General features: G+C 36.2%; 25 protein-coding genes and 1 pseudogene. 15 read left to right on the top strand and 11 right to left on the bottom strand.

Annotated features, from left to right (window positions below; all coding sequences use genetic code 11):
* Positions 1 to 59: 59 nt before the first annotated feature.
* The 5 genes from V6E76_RS04270 to V6E76_RS04290 all read right to left on the bottom strand — a co-directional run bounded on the left by V6E76_RS04270 (position 60) and on the right by V6E76_RS04290 (position 4,826).
* The gene (locus V6E76_RS04270; protein WP_026866707.1) at positions 60 to 812 is read right to left on the bottom strand and encodes an iron ABC transporter ATP-binding protein; all 753 of its coding nucleotides are present in this window, start codon (positions 810 to 812) and stop codon (positions 60 to 62) included.
* Positions 809 to 1,855 carry an iron chelate uptake ABC transporter family permease subunit gene (locus V6E76_RS04275; protein ID WP_247349448.1) on the bottom strand — a complete coding sequence of 349 codons (1,047 nt, stop codon included), beginning with the start codon at positions 1,853 to 1,855 and terminating at the stop codon, positions 809 to 811. The genes V6E76_RS04270 and V6E76_RS04275 overlap by 4 nt, the downstream gene beginning before the upstream one ends.
* Positions 1,856 to 2,857 (bottom strand): iron chelate uptake ABC transporter family permease subunit, encoded by a 1,002-nt coding sequence (locus V6E76_RS04280; protein ID WP_247349981.1) that lies wholly within the window; start codon positions 2,855 to 2,857, stop codon positions 1,856 to 1,858. It lies immediately after the preceding gene.
* 33 nt (positions 2,858 to 2,890) lie between these two features.
* Positions 2,891 to 3,904 carry a siderophore ABC transporter substrate-binding protein gene (locus V6E76_RS04285; protein WP_247349451.1) on the bottom strand — a complete coding sequence of 338 codons (1,014 nt, stop codon included), beginning with the start codon at positions 3,902 to 3,904 and terminating at the stop codon, positions 2,891 to 2,893.
* Positions 3,905 to 4,148: 244 nt separating this feature from the next.
* Positions 4,149 to 4,826, bottom strand: a complete 678-nt coding sequence (locus V6E76_RS04290; RefSeq protein ID WP_166627093.1) for a response regulator transcription factor — start codon at positions 4,824 to 4,826, stop codon at positions 4,149 to 4,151.
* Between the two features lie 320 nt (positions 4,827 to 5,146).
* Here V6E76_RS04290 and V6E76_RS04295 point away from each other — a divergent pair.
* The 9 genes and pseudogenes from V6E76_RS04295 (at position 5,147) to V6E76_RS04335 (ending at position 14,832) form a co-directional block, all read left to right on the top strand.
* Positions 5,147 to 6,459, top strand: a pseudogene (locus V6E76_RS04295) (MFS transporter).
* A 129-nt stretch (positions 6,460 to 6,588) separates the two neighbouring features.
* A complete protein-coding gene (locus V6E76_RS04300; protein WP_247349453.1) occupies positions 6,589 to 7,035 on the top strand; it encodes a GNAT family N-acetyltransferase in 447 nt (148 codons plus the stop codon).
* A 421-nt stretch (positions 7,036 to 7,456) separates the two neighbouring features.
* Complete coding sequence (locus V6E76_RS04305) at positions 7,457 to 8,701, top strand: S41 family peptidase (protein WP_247349455.1); 1,245 nt, start codon at positions 7,457 to 7,459, stop codon at positions 8,699 to 8,701.
* 6 nt (positions 8,702 to 8,707) lie between these two features.
* Positions 8,708 to 8,947, top strand: a complete 240-nt coding sequence (locus V6E76_RS04310; RefSeq protein ID WP_247349457.1) for a hypothetical protein — start codon at positions 8,708 to 8,710, stop codon at positions 8,945 to 8,947.
* A 616-nt stretch (positions 8,948 to 9,563) separates the two neighbouring features.
* Positions 9,564 to 10,712, top strand: a complete 1,149-nt coding sequence (iadA, locus tag V6E76_RS04315; RefSeq protein WP_198687413.1) for a beta-aspartyl-peptidase — start codon at positions 9,564 to 9,566, stop codon at positions 10,710 to 10,712.
* 15 nt (positions 10,713 to 10,727) lie between these two features.
* Complete coding sequence (gene nhaC / locus V6E76_RS04320) at positions 10,728 to 12,152, top strand: Na+/H+ antiporter NhaC (protein ID WP_247349471.1); 1,425 nt, start codon at positions 10,728 to 10,730, stop codon at positions 12,150 to 12,152.
* Between the two features lie 56 nt (positions 12,153 to 12,208).
* Positions 12,209 to 12,676 carry a GNAT family N-acetyltransferase gene (locus V6E76_RS04325; RefSeq protein ID WP_247349473.1) on the top strand — a complete coding sequence of 156 codons (468 nt, stop codon included), beginning with the start codon at positions 12,209 to 12,211 and terminating at the stop codon, positions 12,674 to 12,676.
* A 45-nt stretch (positions 12,677 to 12,721) separates the two neighbouring features.
* Positions 12,722 to 13,690, top strand: coding sequence for an asparaginase (locus V6E76_RS04330; RefSeq protein WP_247349475.1), 969 nt, complete (start codon positions 12,722 to 12,724; stop codon positions 13,688 to 13,690).
* 86 nt (positions 13,691 to 13,776) lie between these two features.
* Complete coding sequence (locus V6E76_RS04335) at positions 13,777 to 14,832, top strand: tartrate dehydrogenase (protein ID WP_026866719.1); 1,056 nt, start codon at positions 13,777 to 13,779, stop codon at positions 14,830 to 14,832.
* 235 nt (positions 14,833 to 15,067) lie between these two features.
* Here the strand turns inward: V6E76_RS04335 and V6E76_RS04340 are convergent, their stop codons facing one another.
* The 3 genes from V6E76_RS04340 to V6E76_RS04350 are packed head-to-tail and all read right to left on the bottom strand — an operon-like array spanning position 15,068 to position 17,407.
* The gene (locus V6E76_RS04340) at positions 15,068 to 15,790 is read right to left on the bottom strand and encodes an ABC transporter permease (protein WP_247349477.1); all 723 of its coding nucleotides are present in this window, start codon (positions 15,788 to 15,790) and stop codon (positions 15,068 to 15,070) included.
* 2 nt (positions 15,791 to 15,792) lie between these two features.
* On the bottom strand, positions 15,793 to 16,497 hold the full coding sequence (locus tag V6E76_RS04345; RefSeq protein WP_247349479.1) for an ABC transporter permease: 705 nt from the start codon (positions 16,495 to 16,497) through the stop codon (positions 15,793 to 15,795).
* Complete coding sequence (locus V6E76_RS04350) at positions 16,487 to 17,407, bottom strand: ABC transporter ATP-binding protein (protein ID WP_247349481.1); 921 nt, start codon at positions 17,405 to 17,407, stop codon at positions 16,487 to 16,489. Before V6E76_RS04350 ends, V6E76_RS04345 begins: the two co-directional genes overlap by 11 nt.
* 146 nt (positions 17,408 to 17,553) lie before the next feature.
* Here V6E76_RS04350 and V6E76_RS04355 point away from each other — a divergent pair, with 146 nt between their 5' ends.
* Together V6E76_RS04355 and V6E76_RS04360 are read left to right on the top strand one after the other, a co-directional pair.
* On the top strand, positions 17,554 to 18,231 hold the full coding sequence (locus V6E76_RS04355; RefSeq protein ID WP_247349483.1) for a response regulator transcription factor: 678 nt from the start codon (positions 17,554 to 17,556) through the stop codon (positions 18,229 to 18,231).
* Positions 18,228 to 19,205, top strand: coding sequence for a sensor histidine kinase (locus tag V6E76_RS04360; protein ID WP_247349485.1), 978 nt, complete (start codon positions 18,228 to 18,230; stop codon positions 19,203 to 19,205). The genes V6E76_RS04355 and V6E76_RS04360 overlap by 4 nt, the downstream gene beginning before the upstream one ends.
* 45 nt (positions 19,206 to 19,250) lie before the next feature.
* On the opposite strand, the gene V6E76_RS04365 is transcribed toward V6E76_RS04360, so the two are convergent.
* Entirely contained in the window at positions 19,251 to 20,951 is a 1,701-nt protein-coding gene (locus tag V6E76_RS04365) for a M3 family oligoendopeptidase (protein WP_247349487.1), read from the bottom strand.
* Positions 20,952 to 21,114: 163 nt separating this feature from the next.
* On the opposite strand from V6E76_RS04365, the gene V6E76_RS04370 reads away from it, so the two are divergent.
* Positions 21,115 to 21,714: a LemA family protein gene (locus V6E76_RS04370; RefSeq protein WP_247349490.1), complete on the top strand. Its 600-nt coding sequence runs from the start codon at positions 21,115 to 21,117 to the stop codon at positions 21,712 to 21,714.
* Positions 21,714 to 22,547 (top strand): TPM domain-containing protein, encoded by an 834-nt coding sequence (locus tag V6E76_RS04375; protein WP_247349491.1) that lies wholly within the window; start codon positions 21,714 to 21,716, stop codon positions 22,545 to 22,547. The genes V6E76_RS04370 and V6E76_RS04375 overlap by 1 nt, the downstream gene beginning before the upstream one ends.
* 53 nt (positions 22,548 to 22,600) lie before the next feature.
* Here V6E76_RS04375 and V6E76_RS04380 read toward each other — a convergent pair whose 3' ends face one another.
* Complete coding sequence (locus tag V6E76_RS04380; RefSeq protein ID WP_247349493.1) at positions 22,601 to 23,368, bottom strand: type II CAAX endopeptidase family protein; 768 nt, start codon at positions 23,366 to 23,368, stop codon at positions 22,601 to 22,603.
* 187 nt (positions 23,369 to 23,555) lie between these two features.
* On the opposite strand from V6E76_RS04380, the gene groES reads away from it, so the two are divergent.
* Both groES and groL read left to right on the top strand, forming a co-directional pair.
* Entirely contained in the window at positions 23,556 to 23,840 is a 285-nt protein-coding gene (gene groES, locus V6E76_RS04385) for a co-chaperone GroES (RefSeq protein WP_026866728.1), read from the top strand.
* A gap of 39 nt (positions 23,841 to 23,879) precedes the next feature.
* The gene (groL, locus tag V6E76_RS04390) at positions 23,880 to 25,505 is read left to right on the top strand and encodes a chaperonin GroEL (protein ID WP_247349501.1); all 1,626 of its coding nucleotides are present in this window, start codon (positions 23,880 to 23,882) and stop codon (positions 25,503 to 25,505) included.
* A gap of 251 nt (positions 25,506 to 25,756) precedes the next feature.
* Here groL and V6E76_RS04395 read toward each other — a convergent pair whose 3' ends face one another.
* A complete protein-coding gene (locus tag V6E76_RS04395; RefSeq protein ID WP_247349503.1) occupies positions 25,757 to 26,206 on the bottom strand; it encodes a QueT transporter family protein in 450 nt (149 codons plus the stop codon).
* Positions 26,207 to 26,212: the final 6 nt, after the last annotated feature.

Genomic DNA, 26,212 nt, shown 5'->3' on the forward strand with positions numbered 1-26,212 from the left:
TTAAAAAACCCCATTACTGAGCGAAATACTCAGTAATGGGGAGAAGAAATCAATCATAATCAATATATAGCGACTTTACCATAAGGTCCGTCGATTGTTTGGATTTCTGTTTCAAAGATATCTGTTAAAATCTCGGGATCCATGATTTCATCTACTGTACCGTAAGCGGCAATTTTACCATCTTTCATGGCACAGATTCTATCTGAATACTTCGCGGCAAAGTTAATGTCGTGCATCACTGTAACGATCGTTCTGCCGAATTCATTTGCTGCTTGTCTTAAATGATCCATCATCTGGACTGAGCGTGCAACGTCCAAGTTATTTAATGGCTCATCTAAAAGAACGTATTCAGTCTCTTGACAGAGGACCATAGCAACATAGGCGCGTTGTCTTTGTCCACCTGACAGTTCATCTAAATATCTGTTCTCGAGTTCTGTTAATTTTAGAAAATCGATGTATTTAGATATAATTTCTTCGTCCTTTTTGTTGAGATTGCCTTTTGAGTAAGGGAATCGACCAAACCCAACGAGTTGTCTAACTGTCAGGCGTGTAACGAAATGGTTCTCCTGTCTAAGAATCGTAATAATCTTAGCAAGATCCTTAGATTTCGTACTTGAGACATCCAAATCAGCGACTGTAATGTTACCTTCATCGATATCTAGAAGCCGGCCGATCATCAACAAGGTCGTAGATTTTCCTGCACCATTAGGGCCAATCAAAGATGTTAGACCAGCTCTAGGAATTTCTATATTTAAAGGACCAATTTCTACAGAATCAGTATATCGTTTTTTAATATCATTAATTTTTATCATAATTTCCTCTTCCTTAATATCACTATCAAGAATATTATTCCACCAACAAGTTCAATGATAACAGATACAACACCTTGGGCACTAACAACATGCGTCATTACGAAGTAGGCAGTTGTTAACACTGCAAAACCAATGGCTAAAGACATTGGGAATAAAAATCTATGGTCGTACGTTGGTGCAGCTTGGTAAGTTAGAGTTGCAACTAAGAATCCGAAAAACGTCAATGGTCCGATTAATGCAGTTGAAATGGACATTAGAATTGCGACTAAAATTAAAGTATAGATAATGCTCGCTCTATGACTTGTGCCTAATGTCGAGGCAACATCTCTTCCTAGGCTGAGTACGTTAAGTTTTCTTGAGAACAAGAAAAGTAGAACTGCAACGATAATCACTAGGGGAATAACAATCGGGAAGTATTCTGGATCTGCATTGTTAACAGAACCAAATAATCTAGCTTGTAAGATATCAAACTCAGAAGGTGCAAGCACTCTTCTCATGAATGTTGAGACAGAGCCTAAACCACTTCCAATAATAATTCCCACTAAAAGCATTAGCTGTAGATTGCCATATTTTCCAGATAGTAACCAGCCATATAATATTAAACTCATTATGACCATTAAGGTAACTTGTATACCAAATGCTTCAGGGCCACTGAAGTTAACTAAGGCTGTCGCACCAAAGAAGTAAATTGTACTCGTTTGAATAGCACCATATAATGATTCAAAACCGAGTAGGGACGGAGTGATAATCTTGTTATTCGTCACAGACTGAAAAGCGACTGTAGACAAGCTATGACATATCACAGCAATTGCCATCGCAATGACTGCAGCAATTCTTCTCTTTGTAACTGGAATAAAAGAAGGAGAATCGACAGGAACTGGGTTATTGTAAAGTAGTAAACCTAATGAAGACAGTAGACCAACAGATAATAATACAATGAGCAATAGCCAATAACGCGTTCTTTCTTTTTTGTTACGAAATGCTTTTGCCGATCTTCTTTTATTGTGAAGCGCTGTGGAGGATTGATTTTTCGTTGTTTCCATTTATCGAATCCTCCTTGGTCTTCTTTGTCTAAGTAGTAGGGCAATAAACACAACTGCACCCACTGTACCTAGAATTACTGAAACAGAAATTTCAAATGGCATAATGATTGTACGTGAGATAATGTCACAAATGGTAATGGTACACATACCGATTACACATACCCAAGGTAAGTTACTCCGGAGATCATCACCTCTAAATAAGGAGACAATATTAGGCACAATGAGACCTAGGAACGGTAGGTAACCAATTACAGCAGCAACAATCCCGACTGCGAGTGAGATTAAACCAGTTGCAATTAAGACGAGTAGGTTGTAATTAACACCTAAGCTCGTTGCAATATCTTCACCAAGACCAGCTAAGGTCAGTCGATTAGCTAGTAAGAATATAAGTATACAAATAATGACAATGATCCATAAGTATTCATATCTGCCTGCTTGAACGGAAGCAAATGAGCCGATAAACCAAGACTCAATATTTTGAGTCATTTGGAAAAGTAAGCCAACGAATGTAGCAACAGCAGAAATGACAGCTCCAAGCATCAAACCAATGATTGGAACGATAAGTGAAGATTTTAACTCAACACGACGTAAAAACATAAAGAAAATCATAGTCCCAATAAATGAGAATACGATTGCTCCAGCCATTCTTAACATTAGAGAAGGCGATGGTACAAGCAGGTAAACACAAAGTAAACCTAGACCTGCCCATTCCATTGTTCCTGTTGTCGTAGGTTCAACGAATCGGTTCTGAGTAATTAATTGCATAACCAGTCCTGACATTGCCATAGCAGCACCAGTTAATATTAAGGCAACTGTTCTTGGTATACGTGTTGTGAAGAACATCTCCATTCCATCTTCTTGTCCTCGGATATCGTATACGCCGGTAAATAAGGAAATAGTACCGAGAATAAATACAGCGATAACTGCTAAGATGAAAGGCTTAGTCCATATTTTATTATGATTATAAAGAAGGGATTGGGAGTCTCTCCCAATCCCACCCATGTCTTTATGTGACACTATAAATTGCTCCTTTGATTACTCAGCTAGTGCTTCAGCAAGGTTGTTAAACAATTCTATATAAGTTTGGATTGATTCGTTTGTGTAAGTATCCTCAGGTGCATAGACGATGTTATCTTCTGAAACAGCAGTCGTATTTTGTAATGCAGGAGAATCTGCGATTACATCCTGTGCTGGAATTGATTCTTCCCCACTACTAGATACAGCAGCATCACGGTCTAGAACAAATAACCAATCAGGATTCGTTTCAGCGATTGCTTCAACAGACACTTCGTCACCTTGGTGGTCAGTCGATGATTCATCAACTTCTAATGCTGGTTGCCAATCGAAGATTTCATACATTGGACCCCAAACACGTCCGTTACCTGGTGCAGAGAAGTTGATGTTACCACCAGAAACGATGACTGACATTACAGTACTTTCACCATCGTATGCTTCTTGTGCAGCAGTAATTGAATCTTCAAATTCAGTGATTAATGCTTCAGCTTCGTCGTTCTTATCAAAGATTTGACCAAGTTGAGTTGTGATATCTTTGAAACCATTTTCGAAGTTTTCACCTGGTGTTTCTGCTTCTTCTGAAACGTCGATGTTAAGATCGATTACAGCAGCTTCAGGAACGATTTCTTTAATATCTTCGTAGTAGCCTGCGAATCTTTGACCAACGATAACAAGATCAGGGTTAACAGCTGCGATTGCTTCAAGATTTGGTTCACGGTGGTTACCAATGTTCTCGATTGACTCATCAGAGGAGTAAGAGATATCAGCTGGAATTAAGTCTTGAGGTGCAGCGGCAAGTTCAACGCCCCAGTCTTCAAGTGTTTCGAAAGTTCTGTTGTCCAGTGCAACAACAGTTTCTGGGTTAACAGGTACTTCAACAGTACCATGGGCATCTTCAATTTCTACAGTAGAAGAAGATGCGTCTTCAGAACCTTCCTCTTCAGTTGTAGATTCATCCTCTGAATCAGTGTTCGAACAAGCAGCTAGTACTAGAACAAGCACAGCCATAAATAAGATGAACTTAAATTTATTCATTGGAAAACTCTCCTTATGATATATTTTGTCCAATGAAATTAACCAATACATTATGTATGCTTCTTTAATATTCACTGTGTAGTATAACAGTGGATTATAAATATTACAAATGGTATTGAGAATCAATTTCAATTAGACTTATATAAGTCATTATAGAGTAGACTTCTGTGAAAATCTTGTGAATAAAGCATATATTTAAAACTTTTTAATTAAATTTGTCGTCTGTCAAATTTTAGACAATATTTTATTCCATCATAGAGTAACCTCTACCATATATAGTACTTATGTAATTACCATTTTCTTCATCATTGATCTTTTTACGTAAATAACCAATATATAAGTCCACGACATTAGTATGCACTTCATTGTTATAGCCCCATAGCTCGTTCAACAGCAGTTCACGACTCAATACTTTGTTTTTATTATTCACTAAGAAAATGAGTAAATCATATTCTCTTTTGGTGAGTTTGATAGTGTGACCATCTTTCGTGACTGTCTTTTTGTCATCATCTATAGATAAATTTTTAAAAGTATACTGGGATTTTGAATATGAGTTTGCAGTTTCTCGAATGCGAAAAATAACATTAATTCTTGCAATCAGTTCTTCGATGTCAAAAGGTTTTCTGATATAATCATCAGCCCCAGCATGTAGGCCTGCTATACAACTTTCTGTAGAGATGTTATCTGTGATAATTATGATAGGTGTGGACTGACGTTCACGAATTTTTTTACAAATATCAGGTCCAGGAAGATTGAGATCATCCCAGTCCAGTATGATAATATCCCATTTTTTTGTAAAAACGATATCTAAACCGTCATCCTCATTATGTAAAGTGACATCGAAATGATTTTCTTTACTAAAACCAGCCTTAATTTTCTTAGACTTTGAACGTTTATTTTTAATTACGAGTAATTTTTTCATGCGTCCACCACCTTCTATTAAAATTACTTGTAATAATGAGATGTATTGAAATATATTGTGATAATCATTCTCATTTATCTACTTAATATATATTAACGATTGGAAAAATATAGTGCAAGGAAGAAAAATAAATTTTTGCAGGAATTATTTTTAAGTGATTAAACTCAATGTTCTGATACATATTTTTAAGTAAATTACTTTATAATGGGGAATGTAATTACAAAAAAATAGAGATGAGAAAATTGTCACAGACAATTATGAAGAAAGAAGCACCTAACAATATTATAGTGAGGATTATCCTTTATATATTAACTTACTGATTGTTTGCACAAGCATTCCTTAATATTGGGCCATCTGTACAAGCAACATATTCAGATACTAGTAGTACAATTATTAATCTTTCGGTAAGTTTAACATCACTCATTACTGGGGTTTTTATGGTTGCTGCAGGGAATATTGCCTATAAGATTGGTTATACTAAAATTACCTATATCGGTGTTATTTTAAGCATCATTGGATCTGTGATTATTCTCCTACCATTCCATAGTTCATTTTTAATAGTAGGGCGTATCGTACAAGGATTCTCAGCGGCAATGATTATGCCAGCAACGATTTCTATATTAATAATATTTTTGAAGGAGAACAGCGTCGTAAAGCATTGAGTTACTGGTCGCTAGGTGCCTTTGGTGGAACAGTACTCGCTTCCTTATTTGCTGGAACAGTCGCAACTTTCATTGCTTGGCAATGGATATTTGTCGTATCAATCGGCTTATCGCTCATCGCGTTATTTTTACTTAAAGATATTAAAGATGTTCAGCATGACAGTAAAAATGCACTGAACTTTGACTTTGCGAGTCTAACAATTTTTGTTATAACTATTGGTGCGTTAAGCATTTTTATTACCCAAGGTGAGAGTTTAGGCTGGTTAAGTCCAGTATCGATTACATTGACAGCTATCTTTGTGATGGGTCTAATGGTTTTTATATTTGTAGAGCAGAAAATGAAGGTGCCGTTTATAGAGTTGAGTCTGTTCTCGCACAAAGCATTTTTAGGTACAGTTGTGACAAACTTCCTATTAAATACAGCGATAGGGTCACTTGCATTATTTAATATCTTTACTCAACAATCATTAGGTATGACTGCTTTTTCAGCAGGGCTACTTACGATTCCATGTATTCTGACGATGCTTGTAGCAATCAGAATTGGTGAAAAAAGTATCGAGAAGACAGGACCAAAATTAGCACTCGTATCTGCACCACTTTTACTTGGAGTCGGTCTGTTAATGTTGTCATTAACATTCTTAGGCAGTACAGCATATATTATGTCATGCCTTGTCGGTTTGGTCTTCTTCGGAATCGGAATTGGCCTATTTGCTACACCACCATTAGATACAGCAGTGTCAACAACACCACCAGAAAAAGTCGGTGTCGCATCAGCAATATTTAAAATGGCCTCTACACTTGGTGGTGCCTTTGGAATCGCAATTATTGTAAGTATCTATACAGCAATGAAAAAGGCCATGTCAGAAGCAACAGCAGGAAGCCTTGCGTTCATTATCAACGTTGTCTTACTTGTCATTGCATTCTTATTTGCCTTACTGGTCATTCCTAAAGTTAATGTAAAAAATAAATAATTGATGAAGTTGTGAATTACTCCCCTTTTTTTAAGGGGAGTTTTTTTAAAATCTAAGTGAGCCACTGATGTTTTAAAACGCGTAAATGAAGATAATAATATAGTAAATATTGTTTTTAGAGGTGCAATTTTGAGTAACATAGAATTAAGAGAAATTAATGATGAAAATATTAAAGAAGTAAGAGCGCTTAGAATAAATGACAATCAAAAATCATTTATCGAAACAGTAGATGAATGCTTGAAAGAAGCTGAGGAATTCGATGAATGGTGTCCTGTTGGTCTATATCATGAAGAAACATTAGTGGGTTTTGCGATGTACGGCGCTTTTGGGAAGAATCCGGATGCTTGGATAGATCGAATTTTAATCGATAAAAAATACCAAGGACGTGGCTTTGGTCGAGCATCGATGGAGAAGTTAATAGTAGTAGTTAAAGAGAAATATAAGGTAGATAAAATTTATTTGAGTTTTGTTGAAGAAAATATAAATGCGAAAAACCTATATAAATCCTTAGGTTTCAAATATATCGGTGAAAAAGATCCCAATGGTGAATATATTTATAAGATTGATGTGAAATAACGGACTGATATATTAGAAAGAAAGGCATGAGAATTTATCATATGCCCTTCAAAAATTTTAAAGATTGGATGTTTAATTGTAAATTACATTCTATCTCGTGAATTCTTATAATCTTCAAAGATAGACTTTGCATCTAAATACGCATTGTTCAAACTTTCAATTTTTCGAAACGTAATCAAGTTTAAAGCACCTAATATAATTACCTTATAAAAGGACATGAAATAGGCAGTATTATTATCAATAATATTCATATTCTCACTCCTTGAAATATAAAATAAGTTAAAATTAAAAGTCATATCCTGAGAAAGCTAAAGAATATAAGCATTTTAAATTGTTGATTTGGCGTCAGTAGATGTTTTTAATTTATCTATGTAATTTAGTATAACCTGTTTATAGGTTATGATTAAAGGAGGGAGATTATATGTTAAGTAAAGTTGATATTTTTGAAGATATACAAAGTGTAATAAAAACAGATTATGCTGGATATGTGGATAAGAGAAATATTAATCATCCTGAAAAATACCATGTAGATAATAACATGTCTGATCGAGAATTCGTTGAGATAATTCGAGATTATATTTTAGACTTTAATGATGGACATATGTGGTTTATTGGAAAAAATTATTCATTTCCTAATATAGGCTTCAAAGTACGACGATTTGAAAATAGTTTGTATGTGACAGAAGCTAAACAAGAAAATAGATTGCAAATTGGGGACGAAATAACAAAAATAGATAATGTTGAAATATCAAAAGTAGGAGAGATACACTCCAAACAATTAGAAGAAAGTATCTTTGAAAGACAACAATGGAATTTACTTCTTCGTAAGTTTTCAGAAGTGGAAGTAGTTAGAGATAATAAAACTTTTAAGTTGCTGTTGTCAAGCTATGAAAATGAAGATTTCGTAAGTACTCATTCAGCTAAGCAATTGGATGACAAAACAATGTTATTGAAAGTAACAGATTTTGCTGAAGAAAAACCCATTGTTGATTTGGTGAGAAACAATAAAGACTTAATTGAAAAGAGTGAAAATCTAATTATAGATGTGCGTATAAACAATGGAGGAAATGATGAGTTTTACTTTCCGTTATTAGACTATATATTTGAAGAGAATATAGCGTTTAAAGATTTATTTACAGAAGATGAAGCTATGTATACAAATTATACAAAGAGAAATTGTGATTTGTGGTTGAGTGTATTAGAAGAGTACTTGGAGCAAGAGCTTGAAGAGGATACTATAAAGTCACTACAAAGTGATATTGAGGACATTAAAGAACATTATGGTAAAGGTTTTGTAGAAGTACCTGAAGAAACAGAGTATTTAATTTGTGGTCAAGCTAAACCTAATAACATATATATTTTGACAGATTACTATTGTGGTAGTTCCGGTGAGACTTTCGTATCTAATGCTAAAAAGTCCATGAAAGTCATTACAGTTGGACGTCCTACAATGGGAATTATGTATTACTTTAATCTAGTTACAGTAGATTATGGTGATTTTGAATTTGACTATAGCATTTCAAAAATGCATGAAAATAGCTTTACTTACGGGATGGGAATACAGCCAGATTATTATATACCTTGGTCACCTGAGCATTTAAAGGAAGATAAGGATCTATTGTATGTTCAACGTTTAATTAAAGAAAAAGATATGAGAAAGGACTAGTTTTAAATGTTATGGCTTAATTTATTAATGATTGTCCTTGTAATAGTCGGTCTACTTATATTTGCATATGGAATTTTCAAGGCGAGTGATGTTCAAGTATTCTTTGGAGCACTGATTGTATTTACGCCAATTTTCTGGCTTACATTTGATTTTAATTTGTTACCATTAGCTCCTGTATTTTCTTTGTCTGTAATGTATTTTTTACAGTCTATTAATTCAAAAAAGCAAGTTGAGAACAACAGTTAAGGGGTTGGTCTTCAATGGAGATTTATGTTAAACGTAGAACTTTGTATTTAGGATGGCTAGGCTCATTAGAACTTAAGTTTAATGGCGAAAGAATAAGGTCAATACAGGGGAAAACCACACATAATTATTCTATTCCTGAGAGTAACGACATCTTATCATATCTTTCACTATTTGACCGATCTCGTAAAATAAATATAAAAGACGGAGATACTATAGTGATTAAAGAAACAATTCTGAGTAAAATGATTAATATCCTTTTTTTGACTACTATATTAGGATTTTTAGTGTTTAACTTTTATAGCTTCGCAACAGGCGTTTATCTAGATCATCCATTTATAAGATATACTCTGATTACGCTAAGTATTTCACTAACTGTTATTTTTGTAATATCACTTTTCTTCCAAAACTATAAGTTTATTATAGAGAATGAGAAATAAACTTTTTTATCAATTTGCTTGATTTTACTATAACTGTTTGAGGTATTTCCTATTTTGATAGGGAATGCCTTTTATTTTTTATTAGCACAAGAAATATACTATTTAAAGTTGATTTACCAGACTAAGATATATAGTATAAAAACATATTCTTAATTTTCGAAAATTTAAAGGGGGATATTATGCTAACACTTTTGAAAAATGCTGAGGTCTATGCACCGGAATATTTGGGGCAACAATCAATTCTACTCATTAACAACAGGATAGGGAAAATCGGTGATGTGGATGAAGCGGCTGTGAAATCACTAGGGGTAGAATACAAAATTATCGATGTGAAAGGCAATATTGTCACACCAGGGTTCATTGATCCTCATGTCCATTTACTTGGTGGTGGTGGGGAAGGTGGATTTGCTACGCGTACGCCTGAACTACAGCTCAGTGATTTGATTCAATCGGGTATAACATCTGTTGCAGGTTTAATTGGAACGGACGGAACAACACGTCACCTAACTTCCTTACTTGCTAAGGCACGTGGACTTGAAATTGAAGGGGTATCGACTTATATCTACACAGGAAATTACGATGTGCCAACACCAACCATTACATCAAATGTTAAAGATGACGCAATTTTAATCGATAAAGTCATCGGTACAGCTGAAATTGCCATTGCTGATTCTAGATCAGGTCAACCTAATGTTCATGAACTCGCAAAAATCGTCGGACAAACACGTGTGGGTGGCATGTTGAGTGGTAAGGCAGGTATCACGCACTTCCATACCGGTCCGGGGAAAGCTTATCTTTCGATTTTACACCAGTTGTTAGATGAGTATGAATTACCGGCAGGAAATCTACATGTGACACATATTACAAGAAGTAAGGGATTATTTGATGATGCAATTCGACTAGCTAATCGAGGATCTTATGTCGATATTACAGCTGATGATGAGACATATCAATGGGTCTCTTACTACAAAGATCATGGTGGGGATTTATCGAAACTGACTATTTCTTCTGATGGAAATGGCAGTTTACCTAAGTTCGATGAGGAAGGGAACTTACTCGGCTTAGGTGTTGCAAGTACTATAACTTTATTTGATCAAGTTGTTGCTACTTTAAAAGATGGAAAACTTAGCCTTGAGGAAACATTGAGATTAGTTACGACAAACACTGCTGAAGCATTGAAATTAGACAAGAAAGGGAAAATTGTAGAAGGAAAAGATGCAGATTTACTCGTATTAGATGGGGAATCCTATCAACTTCAACACGTATTCGCCAAGGGACAACATATGTTTCTGAATGGAGAAGTTTTAGTTAAAGGTACGTTTGAATAAGAGGGGGGACAAGATATGAAGAGAAAACCAAATTTATTTGAAGCATTTTCTCCTATTGTAGTCATGTTACTACTGTTAGCGATTGGTTTTGGCGTATTTGATTTAAATCCAGAACCGCTATTAATACTATCTTCTGTCTATGCTGGCTTTATAGCTTTAAAAATTGGCTTATCTTGGTCAGATATGATGGATGGCATTCAAGAAAAAGTAAGTCAAGCAATGCCTGCGATTTTAATATTAATTTCTATTGGTATTTTAATTGGTACATGGATGATTTCAGGTACCATTCCAATGCTAATCTATTATGGGCTTGAACTGATCAATCCCACATTTATTGTACTCATCGCCTTCGTAGTATCCGCGATTATTTCAGTTGTGACAGGGACATCATGGGGATCTGTAGGAACAGTTGGTGTTGCATTGATGGGCATTGCAACTGGTCTTGATGCTAATCTTCCTGCTACAGCAGGTGCCATTGTCGCTGGGGCTTACTTTGGAGATAAATTATCACCACTTTCAGATACTACAAACCTTGCACCCATTGCAGCAGGTAGTGAACTATATGAACATATTAAACACATGTTATGGACAACCATACCTGCCTCCATCGTTGCAATGATTGTTTACTTAATTGCAGGTTTCAATACATCAGCTAGTGGAGCTGAATCTGAAACAATGACAGGTATGCTGACAACGCTTAATGAAATGTTTAATTGGAATATACTCTTATTAATTCCACCTATTATCATTCTATACGGTGCTTTAAGAAAGTATCCAACCTTACCAGTGATTATCTTTTCTTCAATAGTGGCCGCTTTACTAGGAATCTTTATACAAGGTTTTACCATACAAGATGTGTTTGCTTCAACAGTTACAGGTTTCGACGTCAGTATGGTAAATAAAGATGGTTTCGATAGCACATCCGTCATGCCGGAAGTACTAGATTTAATACATCAAGGTGGTATGCAGTCAATGACAAGTGTCATCCTTATTGCTTTCTCTGCATTTGCCTTTGCAGGAATTATGACGAAATCAGGTGCCTTGGATGTTATCATTGAACAATTGCTTAAGTTTGTTAAACGCACAGGTGATTTAGTTTTGTCTACAGTGCTATCTTGTTTAACCATGGCACTTGTTACAGGTAACTCTTATCTTTCAATTATCGTACCTGGTGAAATGTTTAAAGACACTTATAAAATGAAAAATCTAGCAGCTAAAAACTTATCAAGAACTCTAGAAGACTCAGGTACTGTAGTGGTTCCATTGATTCCTTGGTCATCTGCAGGTGTGTTTATGGCTGGAACACTTGGTGTACCGACGCTTTCATATGCCCCATGGGCAGTTGTATGTTATGTAGGCTTTATATTCGCAATTATTTTAGGGTATACTGGTATTGGTATCGCTAAAGATTTAAAAGCAGAAAATAATATAAAAAAATAATATGTTCTAAGACATCTTCAAAACTGAAGATGTCTTATTCATAGGAGTGAATAATTATGAACCTTAAGACCTATCAAAAAGACCTTGATTACTTATTGGAAGACTATTATTTACCAGAAGAACAAAAACAGTACTCAGCTATGCCAAGAATAGCTGTAGAGATTTCAGATACCAACAGTAAAAGGCATTCAATGATGGGTATTGATGAAAATCGTTTAGTGACTTTCTTTATTTTAGAAGAAGGTGAAGCGGTAAAAACATTTTCTAAAAATGACAGAGATATTCTCTTACGGTCGTTTTCAACTAACTACAAAGATCAAGGGAAAGGTTATGCTAGAAAAGCTTTAGAATTAACACCGGATTATATACGAGAGAATCTACCTCATATAAATGGTATTGTCTTAGGTGTAAATAAGGTGAATATCCCAGCCCAAAAACTATATGAGAAATGTGGATTTATCGATGAAGGGAATAGAGTGATGGGACCGAAAGGCGAGATGAAAGTGATGAAATATTATCTGTAGATTATTGTTATAATGTAGGAGAAATACAGGGTAAAGGGGATGCAAATGGTACATATTAAATTACTCACTACAGGTGGGACAATCGCAAGTAAAAGAGATCCACAGACAGGCTTACAGAAAACTGGTGTAATTAGTGGTAAAGTATTGATGTCGCAGTTAGAGATTGACGACAATATTGAAATCAGTGTTGAAGAGATTTTTAGTAAATCGAGTGGTGCCCTTACATTTGAAGATTTAATCCACTTAAAAGATAAAGTGACAGAACTCATATTAGATAATGAAGTTGATGGAATTGTTTTGACACATGGTACAGATACTTTGGAAGAAACATCGTTTTTTTTAAGTCAGGTGATTGATACGACAAAAGCAGTCGTTGTTACAGGCTCACAAAGGGGACCAGAACTTATTGGTAGTGATGCCTATGCAAATCTACAAGATGCTATTACTTTGGCCGCTGCACCAGATGCTAAACAAATCGGTGTAAGTGTATTCTTTAATCAAAAAGTTTTTATGCCGAGATTCGTTAAGAAGATTAATTCAATGAATGTTGACGGCTTCGGTGGTGGCGGTACAGGATACCTTGGGACCGTCGACGGTAATGATGTAAAAATATATCAATATCCAAAAAAGCACGATACATATAAAGTGAAAGAGAAACTAGCGAATGTGGATATAATTAAATGTGCTCTAGATACTGATGAGAAATTTATAGATTGTGCAATTGAGCATAAGGTAGACGGTCTAGTGATAGAAACCATGGGACGCGGTCATGCAAACGATAGAGTCGCTGCCGGCGTTAGACGAGCAATTGAACAAGGTATTACTGTTGTTATTACCACAGCCTCAGAAGATGGCGATGTGAAAGTGGCCTATGATTTCTCTGGAGGCATATCACAATTTAAAAAAGACGGTGCAATTAATGGTGGCTCTTACGATAGTAAAAAAGCGAGAATTAAATTAGCAGTTATGTTGGGTGCTGGAGAGACAGTTACTAAGGAAGATTTTTGGTATTAAAATAATTAATATCTTTAATGATATAATAAGTTAAATACAACTGAATATTCAGTTTTCAATTGTAATACAAACATCGGGGTGAAGGAATGAAGTCATTAAAGATTGCAACAATTCCAGGTGATGGGGTTGGTAAGGAAATTATGCCGGAAGCGGTTCGTGTTCTTGAAAAAATTGCAGATGTACACGGTGGTTTGAATTTTGATTTTACAGAGTTTCCATATAGCTGTGATTATTATTTAGAACACGGCAAGATGATGCCAGATGATGGTTTGGACCGTCTCAGTCAATTTGACAGTGTATTTTTAGGCGCTGTTGGTGATGTGTCTAAAGTACCCGATCATATTTCATTGTGGGGTTTACTTTTAAATATTCGTAAAGAATTTCAGCAAGAGATAAATATCAGACCGGCTAAGTTGTTGAAAGGTATTGAACCCAAACTAGCGAATCCAAATCCTTTTGATATAGTTGTCGTCCGTGAAAACAGTGAAGGGGAATACAGTTCAATTGGTGGACGTATTTTCCACGATGATAATGAGATTGCCATACAAAACAATGTGTTCTCAAAACGTGCGACTAAACAAGCAATGAATGTCGCTTATGAATTAGCAGGTAAGAGAAAAGGTTTAGTCACAAGTGCAACGAAGTCCAATGGAATTTTTCATGCCATGCCATTTTGGGATGAGATTTTTGACCAAGTTTCCAGTCAGTATCCAACTATAAAATCAGACTCAAAACATATTGATGCCTTAGCCGCATATTTCATTACTCATCCCCATGAATTAGATGTCGTGGTGGCAAGTAACTTATTTGGAGATATATTATCGGATGTTGGCGCAGCAATTATGGGAAGTATAGGAATCGCACCTTCAGCTAACCTAAATTTAAACGCCAAATTCCCATCCATGTTCGAACCAGTACATGGATCTGCACCAGACATTGCTGGAAAAGGTATAGCTAATCCAATTGGACAAATTTGGACTGCAAAAATGCTATTGGAATTTAACGGTGAAGAAGAAATTGCAGATCATTTATTGAAAGTCATTGAAGATGTCACTGCTGATGGTTATCAAACAGGAGACCTCGGTGGAAAATACAAGATGACAGAAGTGACAGATGAGATTATTAAGAGATTAGGTAAATAAAATGAAATCAGGTGTGGGATTTGAGTTCCCACACCAGATTTTTTGTTTGATTTGTCTATAAATGGCAGTGATTTAAGTGACTTGTAGAATTTTAGAACCATTTTGTCTATAGGTGTCTGTGATTTAGATGACTTATAGAATTTTAAAGCTTTTTTTCTATAAGCACCAACTTTTTAGAACACTTATACAATCCCAACACAACAATTCACCACAACATCAACCTCGTATAGATAATCTAGTTTACTTGCTTACGTGAAAATGTCAGCGTACCGATAATCACCAGTATCATTCCAATGATCAACCCTAATACTAAATACATATGAGGATTCACAGTATCAATGAGGCTTTTATCGCTTATGGTCATACTTAGTAATGGGTAAGCCCAGGGGTATAATGGTGCAATTGATGGAATGGGTGCGATTAAAAGATTAGGAATGGTTAATACTGCGTTGATGAGTATCGGTGCTGTGAAGTTTTTCCAATGTGCTGAAATTAATAACATCAATGCAATTAATGGTGCACTGGTTAGCCATCCGTATCCAAGGCTGGTCAGTATTTCTGAATAGGGTAGTGGTTCACTGATTTCATGGATTATTTTGATAAGGAATAGACTAAAGAAAATGAATCCTTGAGTGACGGCGGTTAAGCTAAATGAGAGAGTAAATTTCATCAAGTAAATAACAGATTTTCTAATTGGCATAGTTAAATACAGTTTCCAATTTTTCTGGTCATGCTCATAACGGCATGTAAAAGCTGTGATGATTCCCGTGAGTAAAGGTAGAAGATAGATACCATATATTCCAATCATTCTTGAAAAAATATCCATCCAACTATAGTCACCTAAATTGGCATAATAATTTCCAATTAAGAAACAAAATAATGGGCCGATAAAAATCAGATACCAGACTTTTGATTTCAATAATTTATAAGCTTCACTTTTAAATACTCTAAATAACATGATTACACATCCTTCTTATTGAAGTGGATATTTGTTACGACGTAGCAGATTAAACCTAAAATTAATCCGAGACTGATATTTACTAGCGGATTAGGAACCTGCATAGTTGGCCAAGTCAGTGGTAACCAGTTGGGTAGTCGGTCGCTAAACATAACCAGTACTGCGAAAAATACACCAACGGAAAGCACAATGCCTTGGTTCTTAAAATTCAGTGCTAACCACAACTGTAAAATAGTGATTGGTAAGGCAGCTAAAAGTGGTGCAAATGCTAGGGTCAAAGCATAAAGTAAAGGGAAGTTACCTTCAAAGTTTAAAAGCTGACTCATGACAAACATGCCCACAAAAACCAGTACGGATGAAATGAACAAGAGTGTCATCGTTACCATCAATTTGGCAAGGTATAAACGCCATTTACTAATGGGTAGGGATAGTAATTGTTTTAACGTGTTTTCAGCATGTTCTGTATTTGCTAATACTGAAGTAATTATCGATATGGCAAGCATCAAGACTGTAGGCATTAGACTCATGATGTAGGTGAACATTGCTTCATACAGATCGCCGTCGTAATTGTCATAGATATAGTCATAGCGAATTAGGAAATTTGCTAATGGTACTGCCAAAATTCCTAAAGACCCTAACAAGACAAGCATCCATACAGATTGTCGTTTCAACTTTGTGAACTCTAGAAAGACAAGCTTACTTAACATAGCGATCACCTTCTGACTCCTCAATAATTTTTAAGAAAATATCTTCTAAAGATGCGATAACAGGTTTTGCACCATATACTTTTACATCATGTTTGACCAGTGTGCTGATGATGTCACTAACTGCATCTTCATCCGTTGTTTTTACACGTAAATGTTCTTGATTTAAGTCAATTTCATAATTATTTTTGATCAGTGTCTCGGCTGTTTTTCTATTACTCACTTTAAACTCCGTTGTGGAATCTGCTAAAGTACGTAAGGCATGAATACGATCTTGATAGATTAATCTTCCTTTAGAAATAATGCCAACGTAGTCTGCAACTTGGTCGATTTCACTGAGTAAGTGACTGGAAATTATAATCGTCTTATTTTCTTTCTTAGCTAAATTTTGAATCAAGGTTCTAATTTCTTGAATACCAGAAGGATCTAAGCCGTTCGTCGGTTCATCCAGTATTAAAAGTTCAGGATCACCTAACAAGGCAATTCCAATTCCTAAACGCTGTTTCATTCCTAGTGAAAAATTTTTAACTCGCTTCTTGTTTGTGTGACTTAGACCTACTGTTTCTAAAACTTCTGTGCTTCTCGCCTTGTTTACTCCAAAAATCTTTCTAAAGACTTCTAGATTTTCGTAAGCTGTCAAATGACCATAATAAGACGGATTTTCAACAAGTGATCCAACTTCTCTCAGGATATTTATTCTATTTGATTTTAGATTTTTATCGAAAATAGTAATTTGACCAGAGCTTACTTTAGTTAAGCTCAGTAACATTTTAATGACTGTTGTTTTACCTGCACCATTCGGACCTAAAAAGCCATAGACTTGTCCTTTTGGTACATTAAGATTAACGCTTTTAATCACCTGTTGTTTCCCAAAATACTTACTTAAGTCAGTTGTTTTTACGATTGTCTCCATTTCAATCACCTCATTCATTTGATACATTCATCTTAAAATTCCGAGGTTAATTGAAGTTTTGTTCAAGTTTAAGTTTAGTTTAAGAATTGCTTCAAGCTATCTATAGAAAGTGAATTCACTTTATAATGAACTAAAGAGGTGAGTCGATGACTTCAGTGTTATATGTAGAGGATAATGTAGAAATTGGCGAGTGGGTGGAACGAGAGCTAGTAGAGTCGGGCATGACAGTGACGTGGTTAAAATCAGGAGACGAGGCAGTGAGTCTTGCCGAAAATCATGATTTGGTAATATTAGATGTCATGCTACCGGGTATTGATGGCTTCACCGTTGGTCAACGTATTAAAAACAAATATGCCGATAAACCACTCATAATGTTAACAGCACTAGGAGCAGTAGAAGATAAGGTACAAGGCCTCGGTTTTGCTGATGATTATTTAACAAAGCCTTTTAGCATGGAAGAATTGATTGCTAGAATCAAAATGTTGATGAGAAGACAGGGGCAGGGTCAGAGGCAAAATGAACTAATCGAAATTGAGCATTTAAAAGTTTATCTTAATGAACATCAAGTATTTGAGGGGAAAAATGATGATGAAATTAGACTGACAGCTAAAGAACTAAAAATCTTCTTTTTTCTATTAGAAAATAAAAATCAAATTCTCACCAAAGAACAAATTTATGAAGCTGTGTGGAATGAATCATATATACCTGGAGATAAGTCCATCAATGTCCATATTAGGCACCTAAGAGAAAAGATAGAAGATGATTCGAGTCAGCCAAAAATTATCGAAACGATACGCGGAATTGGATATCGGGTGAGATTATGAAAAAAATTAAAAGAAGACTCTTATATCAGTTTATTGTCCTAACCTTAATTGGAATAGTGATTTTACCATTCTCACTATATATATCAGTTGTGATTATACCTACAATATTTCCGAATTTCACAGAACTTAAGAGCCGTTATGTGATTACATTTTTATTGTTCTTTGGCATTTGTTTAATCTACTTAATCATATCTTTTTATTTCTTTATGAGAATAAGACGACGGATTGTTCACCTGCAAAGATCAATGCAGTTAGAGAATGATCGTACAGAATTGGAACCTATAGAAATTAGCCAAGATGACGAAATTGGTGAATTAGAAGAAAGTTTCAATGAGATGGTACAGAAGTTAAATGAGAGTTACCAAAAAGAGCTAGATGAAGAGAAACTGAGAAGGACATTAATAGCGAATCTGTCACATGACTTAAAGACACCATTGACGGCTATGAGAGCACAGATGTCTTCGTTTGATCAAAATGAATATGCCAAAGAAGTTAGGACGATGAACAATAATATAGATGATATAAGTCATTTAATTGATAGTCTATTAGCTTTTTCATTACTCAGTGCCAACAAACACCCTTATGAAGAAGAAAACATTAACTTAAGTAGACATCTAAGGTCTTATATCGCCAACTGGTATCTAGTATTTGAAGAAGAAGGTTTTACGGTAGACGTAGATATCCAAAATGAAGATATTAAAATATCTACTGATATTAATATGATAAACCGTCTTTTAAATAACATCGTACAAAATGTTCTAAGGCATGCACATGACGGAAAATATATAAAATTTGAACTGAACAATCAGGCGATTATTATCTCCGATAAAGGCCGAGGATTGAGTGAAGATAGTAAAGGAAGTGGTGCAGGTATTGGCTTAAAAATTATGGACTTACTTTCTGAAAAACTAGGCTTCAAACTGAATTTTAAGGAAGACAGTGGCTTAGTTGTAACCATAAACTTCGACGAATAATTGATACAAAAAGACCATCCAAGAGGATGGTCTTTGTCATTCATCTTATAATTTCTTATCATCAATAGAATTTAGGTAGCTATGCACTTCATCAATAACTGACTCTAGTGAACCTTCTTCAAATGGTGATTTCAAGTTAGCGAGTTCTACAAGTGAATTGAACGGTAAGGAACCGCCGACTTTACATAGTGCAAGGTAGTCTTTCCAAGCATCTTCAAAGTCTTCTTTGGCACGTTTCCAGAACTGTAGGGCACATACTTGAGCAAGTGTGTAGTCAATATAGTAGAACGGTGCACCAAAGATGTGACCTTGCTTATGCCAAAAGGCACCGGATTCTAGTGGTTCAATACCATCATAGTCTGTTGATGGTAAATATTTAGCCTCAATTTTCTTCCATTCATGACGTCTTTCTGCTGGTGTTAATTCTGGATTTTCATAGACGACATGCTGGAATTCATCCACTGCTACACCGTATGGTAAGAACGAAATAGAGTCTGCCATATGAGAAAATTTAAACTTGTCTGTATCTTCTTTAAAGAACAACTCCATCCATGGATAAGTGAAGAACTCCATAGACATAGAGTGAATCTCGGCGGATTCTAATGTCGGGAATGAATATTCAGGAACTGTAATATTACGTGACATATATGTCTGGAAGGCGTGTCCTGCTTCGTGTGTTAAAACTTCAACATCACCTTGTGTACCATTAAAGTTAGAGAAGATAAAAGGCGCATTATAGTCAGCGATCATCGTACAATAACCGCCGCCTTCTTTACCTTTTTTAGCTTCTACATCAAAGAGGTCACGTTCTGTCATAAAGGTATAGAACTCATCTGTTTCGGGTGAGAGTGCTTTATACATCTCAGCACCATTGTTCATAATATCTTTAGTTTTTCCTTTAGGCGTTGCATTCCCTGTTAAGAATTCAAAGTTGCTGTCATAGCTTTTCAATGAATCAAGACCGATGCGTTGACGCTGACGTTCTTTAAGCTCTGTCACAATAGGAACGACATATTCTTCAACTTGTTTTCTAAATTTCTCAACCATTGTACGGTCATAGTCGATACGATTCATGCGAATATATCCGAGTTCGACAAAGTCTTTGTAACCTAAAGTCGTCGCAATTTCATGACGTGTTTTTACAAGTTGGTCATAGATATCATCAATCTCATCTAGGTGCTCACCCATAAAGCCATTCACTGCTAAGGCAGCATCTTTTCTAACCTGACGGTCAGGGTTCTGAGTGTAGGGTGCAAATTCAGAAAGATTGAGTTTCTTACCATCGAAGTCAATCTCAGCTGATGCGAGTAACTTATCATATTGTGTAGATAATTTATTTTCTTTTTGAAGTAGTGACTTAACTGATGGATCAAAAGATTTTAAAGCATTGTCAGATAGTGCGAACAATTGAGCGCCAAATCTTTCTTCAAGTTCCGCTCTAAATTTACTTTCAGTAATCGCTTTACGATAGCGATTTTGAATCTCAGTAAATGACGGCTCATGCTCATCAAAGAAGGTACGTTCCTCATCGTAGAACTTATCTCTAGTGTCGATAGAAGAACGGATAGATGCAAGTGTAGCCATCGTATCTAAATGATCAAATTCGACGTTTAACTTATCGATTACAGCAACTTGATCATCTACAGTTTCACTCGATTCGAACTCCCCTAATAGTTCGTCTACTGTCGCTTCAAATTTTTCTAAATCAGGTCTTTCGTATTTAAAATCTTTGAACTTTGTTACCATCCTTATATTCCCCCTTAAGTGTCTTGATGCCATTTTAGCACAAGCTTTAAAAAATCTACTATAAATAAGCGATCAAATCTTGCAATAAATAGGGTGAATATGGGTATTATAAAATAACGGTTTTTATCGTTAATTAAAAAGTATAATGAAAAGAGGCGCACATATGAAAAAGTATCTGATACCGATTGGTGTATTAGCAGCAGTTATTATTATTGTTTTAATTATGATTGTACCAAGGTACAACAGCTTAGTTAATTTAGATGAAGAGGTTAATGGAAAGCAATCTCAGATTGAAACTCAGCTCCAAAGACGTGGGGATTTAATTCCAAACCTAGTGAGCACAGTTCAAGGTTATGCTTCTCATGAGGAAGAAATATTTACTGATATTGCAGATGCTCGTTCTAGAATTGCAAGTTCTGAAGGTAATGTCGAAGAAATGGCTGAGGCAAATAATGAGATGACAAGTGCTTTGTCTCGTTTATTAGCAATCTCTGAGAACTATCCAGAACTACAGGCGAGTGAGCAATTTACAGGTCTAAGAGATGAGTTAGCAGGTGCGGAAAACAGAATTGCTGTCGCACGCCAGGACTACAATACAGCTGTTCAAGAGTACAATAGAAATACAAGAACTTTCCCAGGTAATATTATTGCTGGTATTTTTAACTTCGATGAAAAACCTTACTTCGAAGCGGATGATTCTGCACAGGATGCACCAGAGGTTGATTTTAATACGAACCAAGATGACGAAGATGGTGGCGAGTAATGCAAAAGCTTATTGCTTTTATTGGTGTCGTTTTGAGCTTTTTACTCATTACGACGCCAGCAGAAGCAAGAGTCGATTTACCGGCGCTTAATGAAAATCATTATTTTGTGCAGGATAATGCTGATGTACTCAGTCAATCTGCCATATCTGAAATCAATGACATGGGTACGCATTTAGAAGAAGGTACCGGTGCTGAGCTACTATTACTTACCATGGACTCGACTGGCCAAGAACACCGTCAAGACTTCGCACTGCGCGCACTCAGAGAATATGGTGTAGGTAAGAGTGAAGAAGATAATGGGATTGTTATCTTTCTCAATCTTGATAACGACAATGAGTTCAATAATAGAGGTGTGGAAATTCAAGTTGGTTATGGCGTTGAGGGTTATTTAAACGACGCCAAGCTCGGTCGAATTATAGACAATGTCGCATATGATGATCTTGTTGCGGGCAATTATGAGGCAGCAATGACCAACCTTTACACTGCGATTTACGAGGAGTCGTTAGAAGCATACGGCTATGAAGATGGGGAATTTACAAGAGAACAACCAGCGTCTGATGAAGGTGAAGAAGAGCCAGATAGTTTCTTTGCCGTTTTAATTAGACTCGCAATCTTTATGGTGATTTTATATGTAATCTACTCTATATTCAACGGTGGTTCAGGTGGTTCAGGGACTGGCGGCTCAGGTGGTCGTAGACGCGGTCGTAATGGTCCGGTCATCTTCTTCCCACCCGGAGGTGGTTCATCTGGAGGCTCCGGCGGCTTTGGCGGCGGTTTCGGTGGCTTCGGTGGAGGATCCGGAGGCGGCGGTGGTGCTGGCCGAGGATTCTAAAAGATAAGCATGTAAAAACGCTCTGTAGCTAATACTACAGAGCGTTTTTAATTTTACATAAAGAATGTCGTTAAAATTAAGTTCAGTTGGTCTTGGAGTTCAGCCGCCTGTTCTAAATAATCTCTAAAGACAGTTTGAATCAAGACAACGATACCGTTCATCAAGATATGAACGATGATTGGAACGAGTAATCGACCACTCATGACATATAAGAAACTAAAGACATATGACATAGAAAGATAGACAAGAATATGGGTGAAGTCAGCGTGAGCAACAGCAAATATTAAACCACTCACGAGTCCTGCAACTAAGAAGGCAATGACTTTTTGAGTTGTAGAATTTGCTTTAAATAGTTCGAAAATCTCAGCAAATATTGCTCTTCTAAATACATATTCTTCTATAATCGGTCCAAATAATACGACGACGAGCACCATAAATGGAGAAGAGAAAATCATATCGACGATTTCCATCGTATTTTCACTTTCGACAGGGTTTCCGAGTATAGAAATATTGATTAAACTTGCGACAATTTGTGAAAGGTAGGCAAGTACCACCCCACCGATAATCCAGACAGTTGTAAGTAATGGATCAGACTGTTTGCCAAGTTCAATACGATTTTTGTTCTTGTGAAGATTACCGATAACGATAACGATGATTGCACCGAGTGCAAAGGTAATAATCTGATATGGAATCATTTTTTCGACCAGTTCATTTGGTCCAAGTGTCGGATCTAAAGCAGCAAAAACCAAACCGATAGGTAAGAGTGCAAATTGTACTGCCAAGAATGTTAAAATTATAAGTAGGCTATATAAGCGTCTCAAGATTAAACCTCCAATTTCGAATAATTTTATCTTACATTAAAATGAAGTAAGTCAAAAGTATTTCAGTCTTTTTGCTTGCAATATTGACCAATTTTGATTAATATAATTTGTGTTAGCACTCTGATGTAAAGAGTGCCAGCTCATTGTTATTTTATAATTAAGCAAGAATAATAAGGAGGCCATTTCCATGCTAAAACCAATTGGAAATCGTGTAATAGTAGATTTAACACAAAAAGAAGAAAAAACAACTAGCGGTATTATTTTAACTGACTCGGCAAAAGAAAAACCTCAAGAAGGTGTTGTCGTTGCTGTTGGTACAGGCCGTGTCTTAGAAAATGGAACGACTGTAGATATGCAAGTTAAAGAAGGCGACAGAGTCGTTTATCAGAAATTTGCTGGTTCAGAAGTTGAATATGGTGACAATACTTACTTAATTTTATCAGATTCAGAAATCTTAGCAGTTGTAGAATAATTAATAATTAACATATTATGAAATTTTGGAGGTATAATCATGGCTAAAGAACTTAAGTTTTCAGAAGATGCACGTCAGTCAATGCTTGCTGGTGTGGACAAATTAGCGAATGCTGTAAAAGTGACGATGGGTCCTAAAGGACGTAACGTCGTTTTAGATAAACCATATGCTGCACCATTAATCACTAATGATGGTGTGACGATTGCAAAAGAAATTGAACTTGAAGACCGATATGAAAACATGGGTGCAAAACTTGTAGCAGAAGTTGCAAACCAGACAAATGAAATTGCTGGTGACGGTACAACAACTGCGACAGTACTTGCGCATGCGATGATTCAAGAAGGTCTTAAGAACGTAACAAGTGGTGCAAACCCAGTTGGTATACGTACAGGTATTGGTAGAGCGGTAGACCGTGCAGTAGAAGCACTTCAAGAAATTTCTAAACCTGTACAAGACAAAGAATCTATTTCTCAAGTTGGTTCAATCTCAGCAGATGATCCTGAAATTGGAGAGTATATCTCTGAAGCTATGGAGAAAGTCGGCAATGACGGTGTCATCACGATTGAAGAATCACGTGGCTTCAAAACTGAATTGGAGGTCGTTGAAGGTATGCAATTTGATCGTGGTTATTTATCCCCTTATATGGTGACGGATTCAGAGAAAATGATAGCTGAACTGGATAACCCTTATATCTTAATCACTGATAAGAAGATTTCTAATATCCAAGACTTAGTGCCATTACTTGAACAAATCGTTCAATCTTCACGTCCAATTCTAATTATTGCTGACGACGTTGATGGCGATGCAATGACGAACTTAGTCTTAAACAAAATCCGTGGCACATTTAATGTGATTGCAGTTAAAGCACCTGGATTTGGTGACCGTCGTAAAGCGATGCTAGAAGACATTGCAGTATTAACAGGTGGTCAAGTGATCACTGATGAGTTAGGACTTGAACTTAAAGACGCAACTTTAGATTTACTTGGTAGTGCAAGTAAAGTTCACGTAACTAAAGATGATACGACGATTGTTGAAGGTTCAGGAGACAAAAATGTAATCGATGGACGTGTCGGTCAAATCAAAGCACAAATTGAAGAAACAACTTCAAGCTTCGATAAAGAAAAACTTCAGGAACGCCTTGCTAAATTAGCAGGTGGTGTTGCAGTAATCAAAGTCGGTGCGGCAACAGAAACTGAAATGAAAGAACGTAAACTACGTATTGAAGATGCCCTGAACTCAACACGTGCAGCTGTTGAAGAAGGTATCGTTGCAGGCGGTGGGACAGCACTTGCAGGTGTGCACAGTAAAGTCGCTGAATTAGAGGCAGAAGGTGACGAACAAACAGGTATCAATATTGTCCTTAAAGCATTAGAAGCGCCGTTAAGACAAATTGTTGAAAATGCTGGACTAGAAGGTTCAGTAATTGTACAACAACTTAAAAACCAAGAAGCTGGTGTTGGATATAATGCTAAAACAAATGAATGGGTTAACATGGTAGAAACAGGTATTGTGGATCCTACAAAAGTAACTCGCTCTGCCTTACAAAATGCAGGATCAGTCGCTGCAATGTTCTTAACAACAGAAGCTGTTGTTGCTGACATTCCAGAAGAAAACGGTGGCAGCGACATGAGTGGCATGGGTGGCGGCATGCCAGGTATGATGTAATAGATGTAAATTTTGATTGAGGTATGTCCCTTTATAAGGGGCATACCTTTTTTATTTTTGATTTGGTGGTGGAAGGTCCATAAGACATCAGGAAGGGCGTGTCGAATAGACAAAAGGAGTTGAAAATTCTATTGGGCATGCCGAAAAGAGAGTCGAATAGACAAAAGAGGGTGAAAATTCCATTGGACATGTTTAAAATGCTAGCCAATAGAAAAAAGCCCTTGAACCATGTGGTCAAGGGTGACTCATTATTATTCTGGCAAGATTCTATCGCCAAACTTCTTAAATATGAAGGTTCCAATTAGCGTCATAATCAGTGTAGAAGCACCGACAGTCATGACACTGAACCAGTATGGAATGCCAAGCACTAGGTAAAGTGCTAGAGCGACAATTAGTCCGGAAAGTATAGAATATTGTACGGCGTTGAGCCATACATTTTTAACGAAATATGAAATCGTATACGCGATGATTCCGATTACTAAACCGACAGCAACATCAATAAGGCCTAAGCTCGAAAAGGCATTAGCAATTGCTAAACCTAATAAAATACCTGGAATGTATTTGCGGTTAAAAAATGGAATGACACAGAGAATCTCACTGACTCTCAGTTGAATGGCACCGGTACCGATAGGGTTGATGACTGTGAGTGCAACATAAATTGCAGCTAAGACGGCGTTTATTGCCAAATCTCTAACGTTCATAATGGT

It is taken from the genome of Jeotgalicoccus huakuii, from assembly GCF_036665975.1.
Taxonomy (GTDB): domain Bacteria; phylum Bacillota; class Bacilli; order Staphylococcales; family Salinicoccaceae; genus Jeotgalicoccus; species Jeotgalicoccus marinus.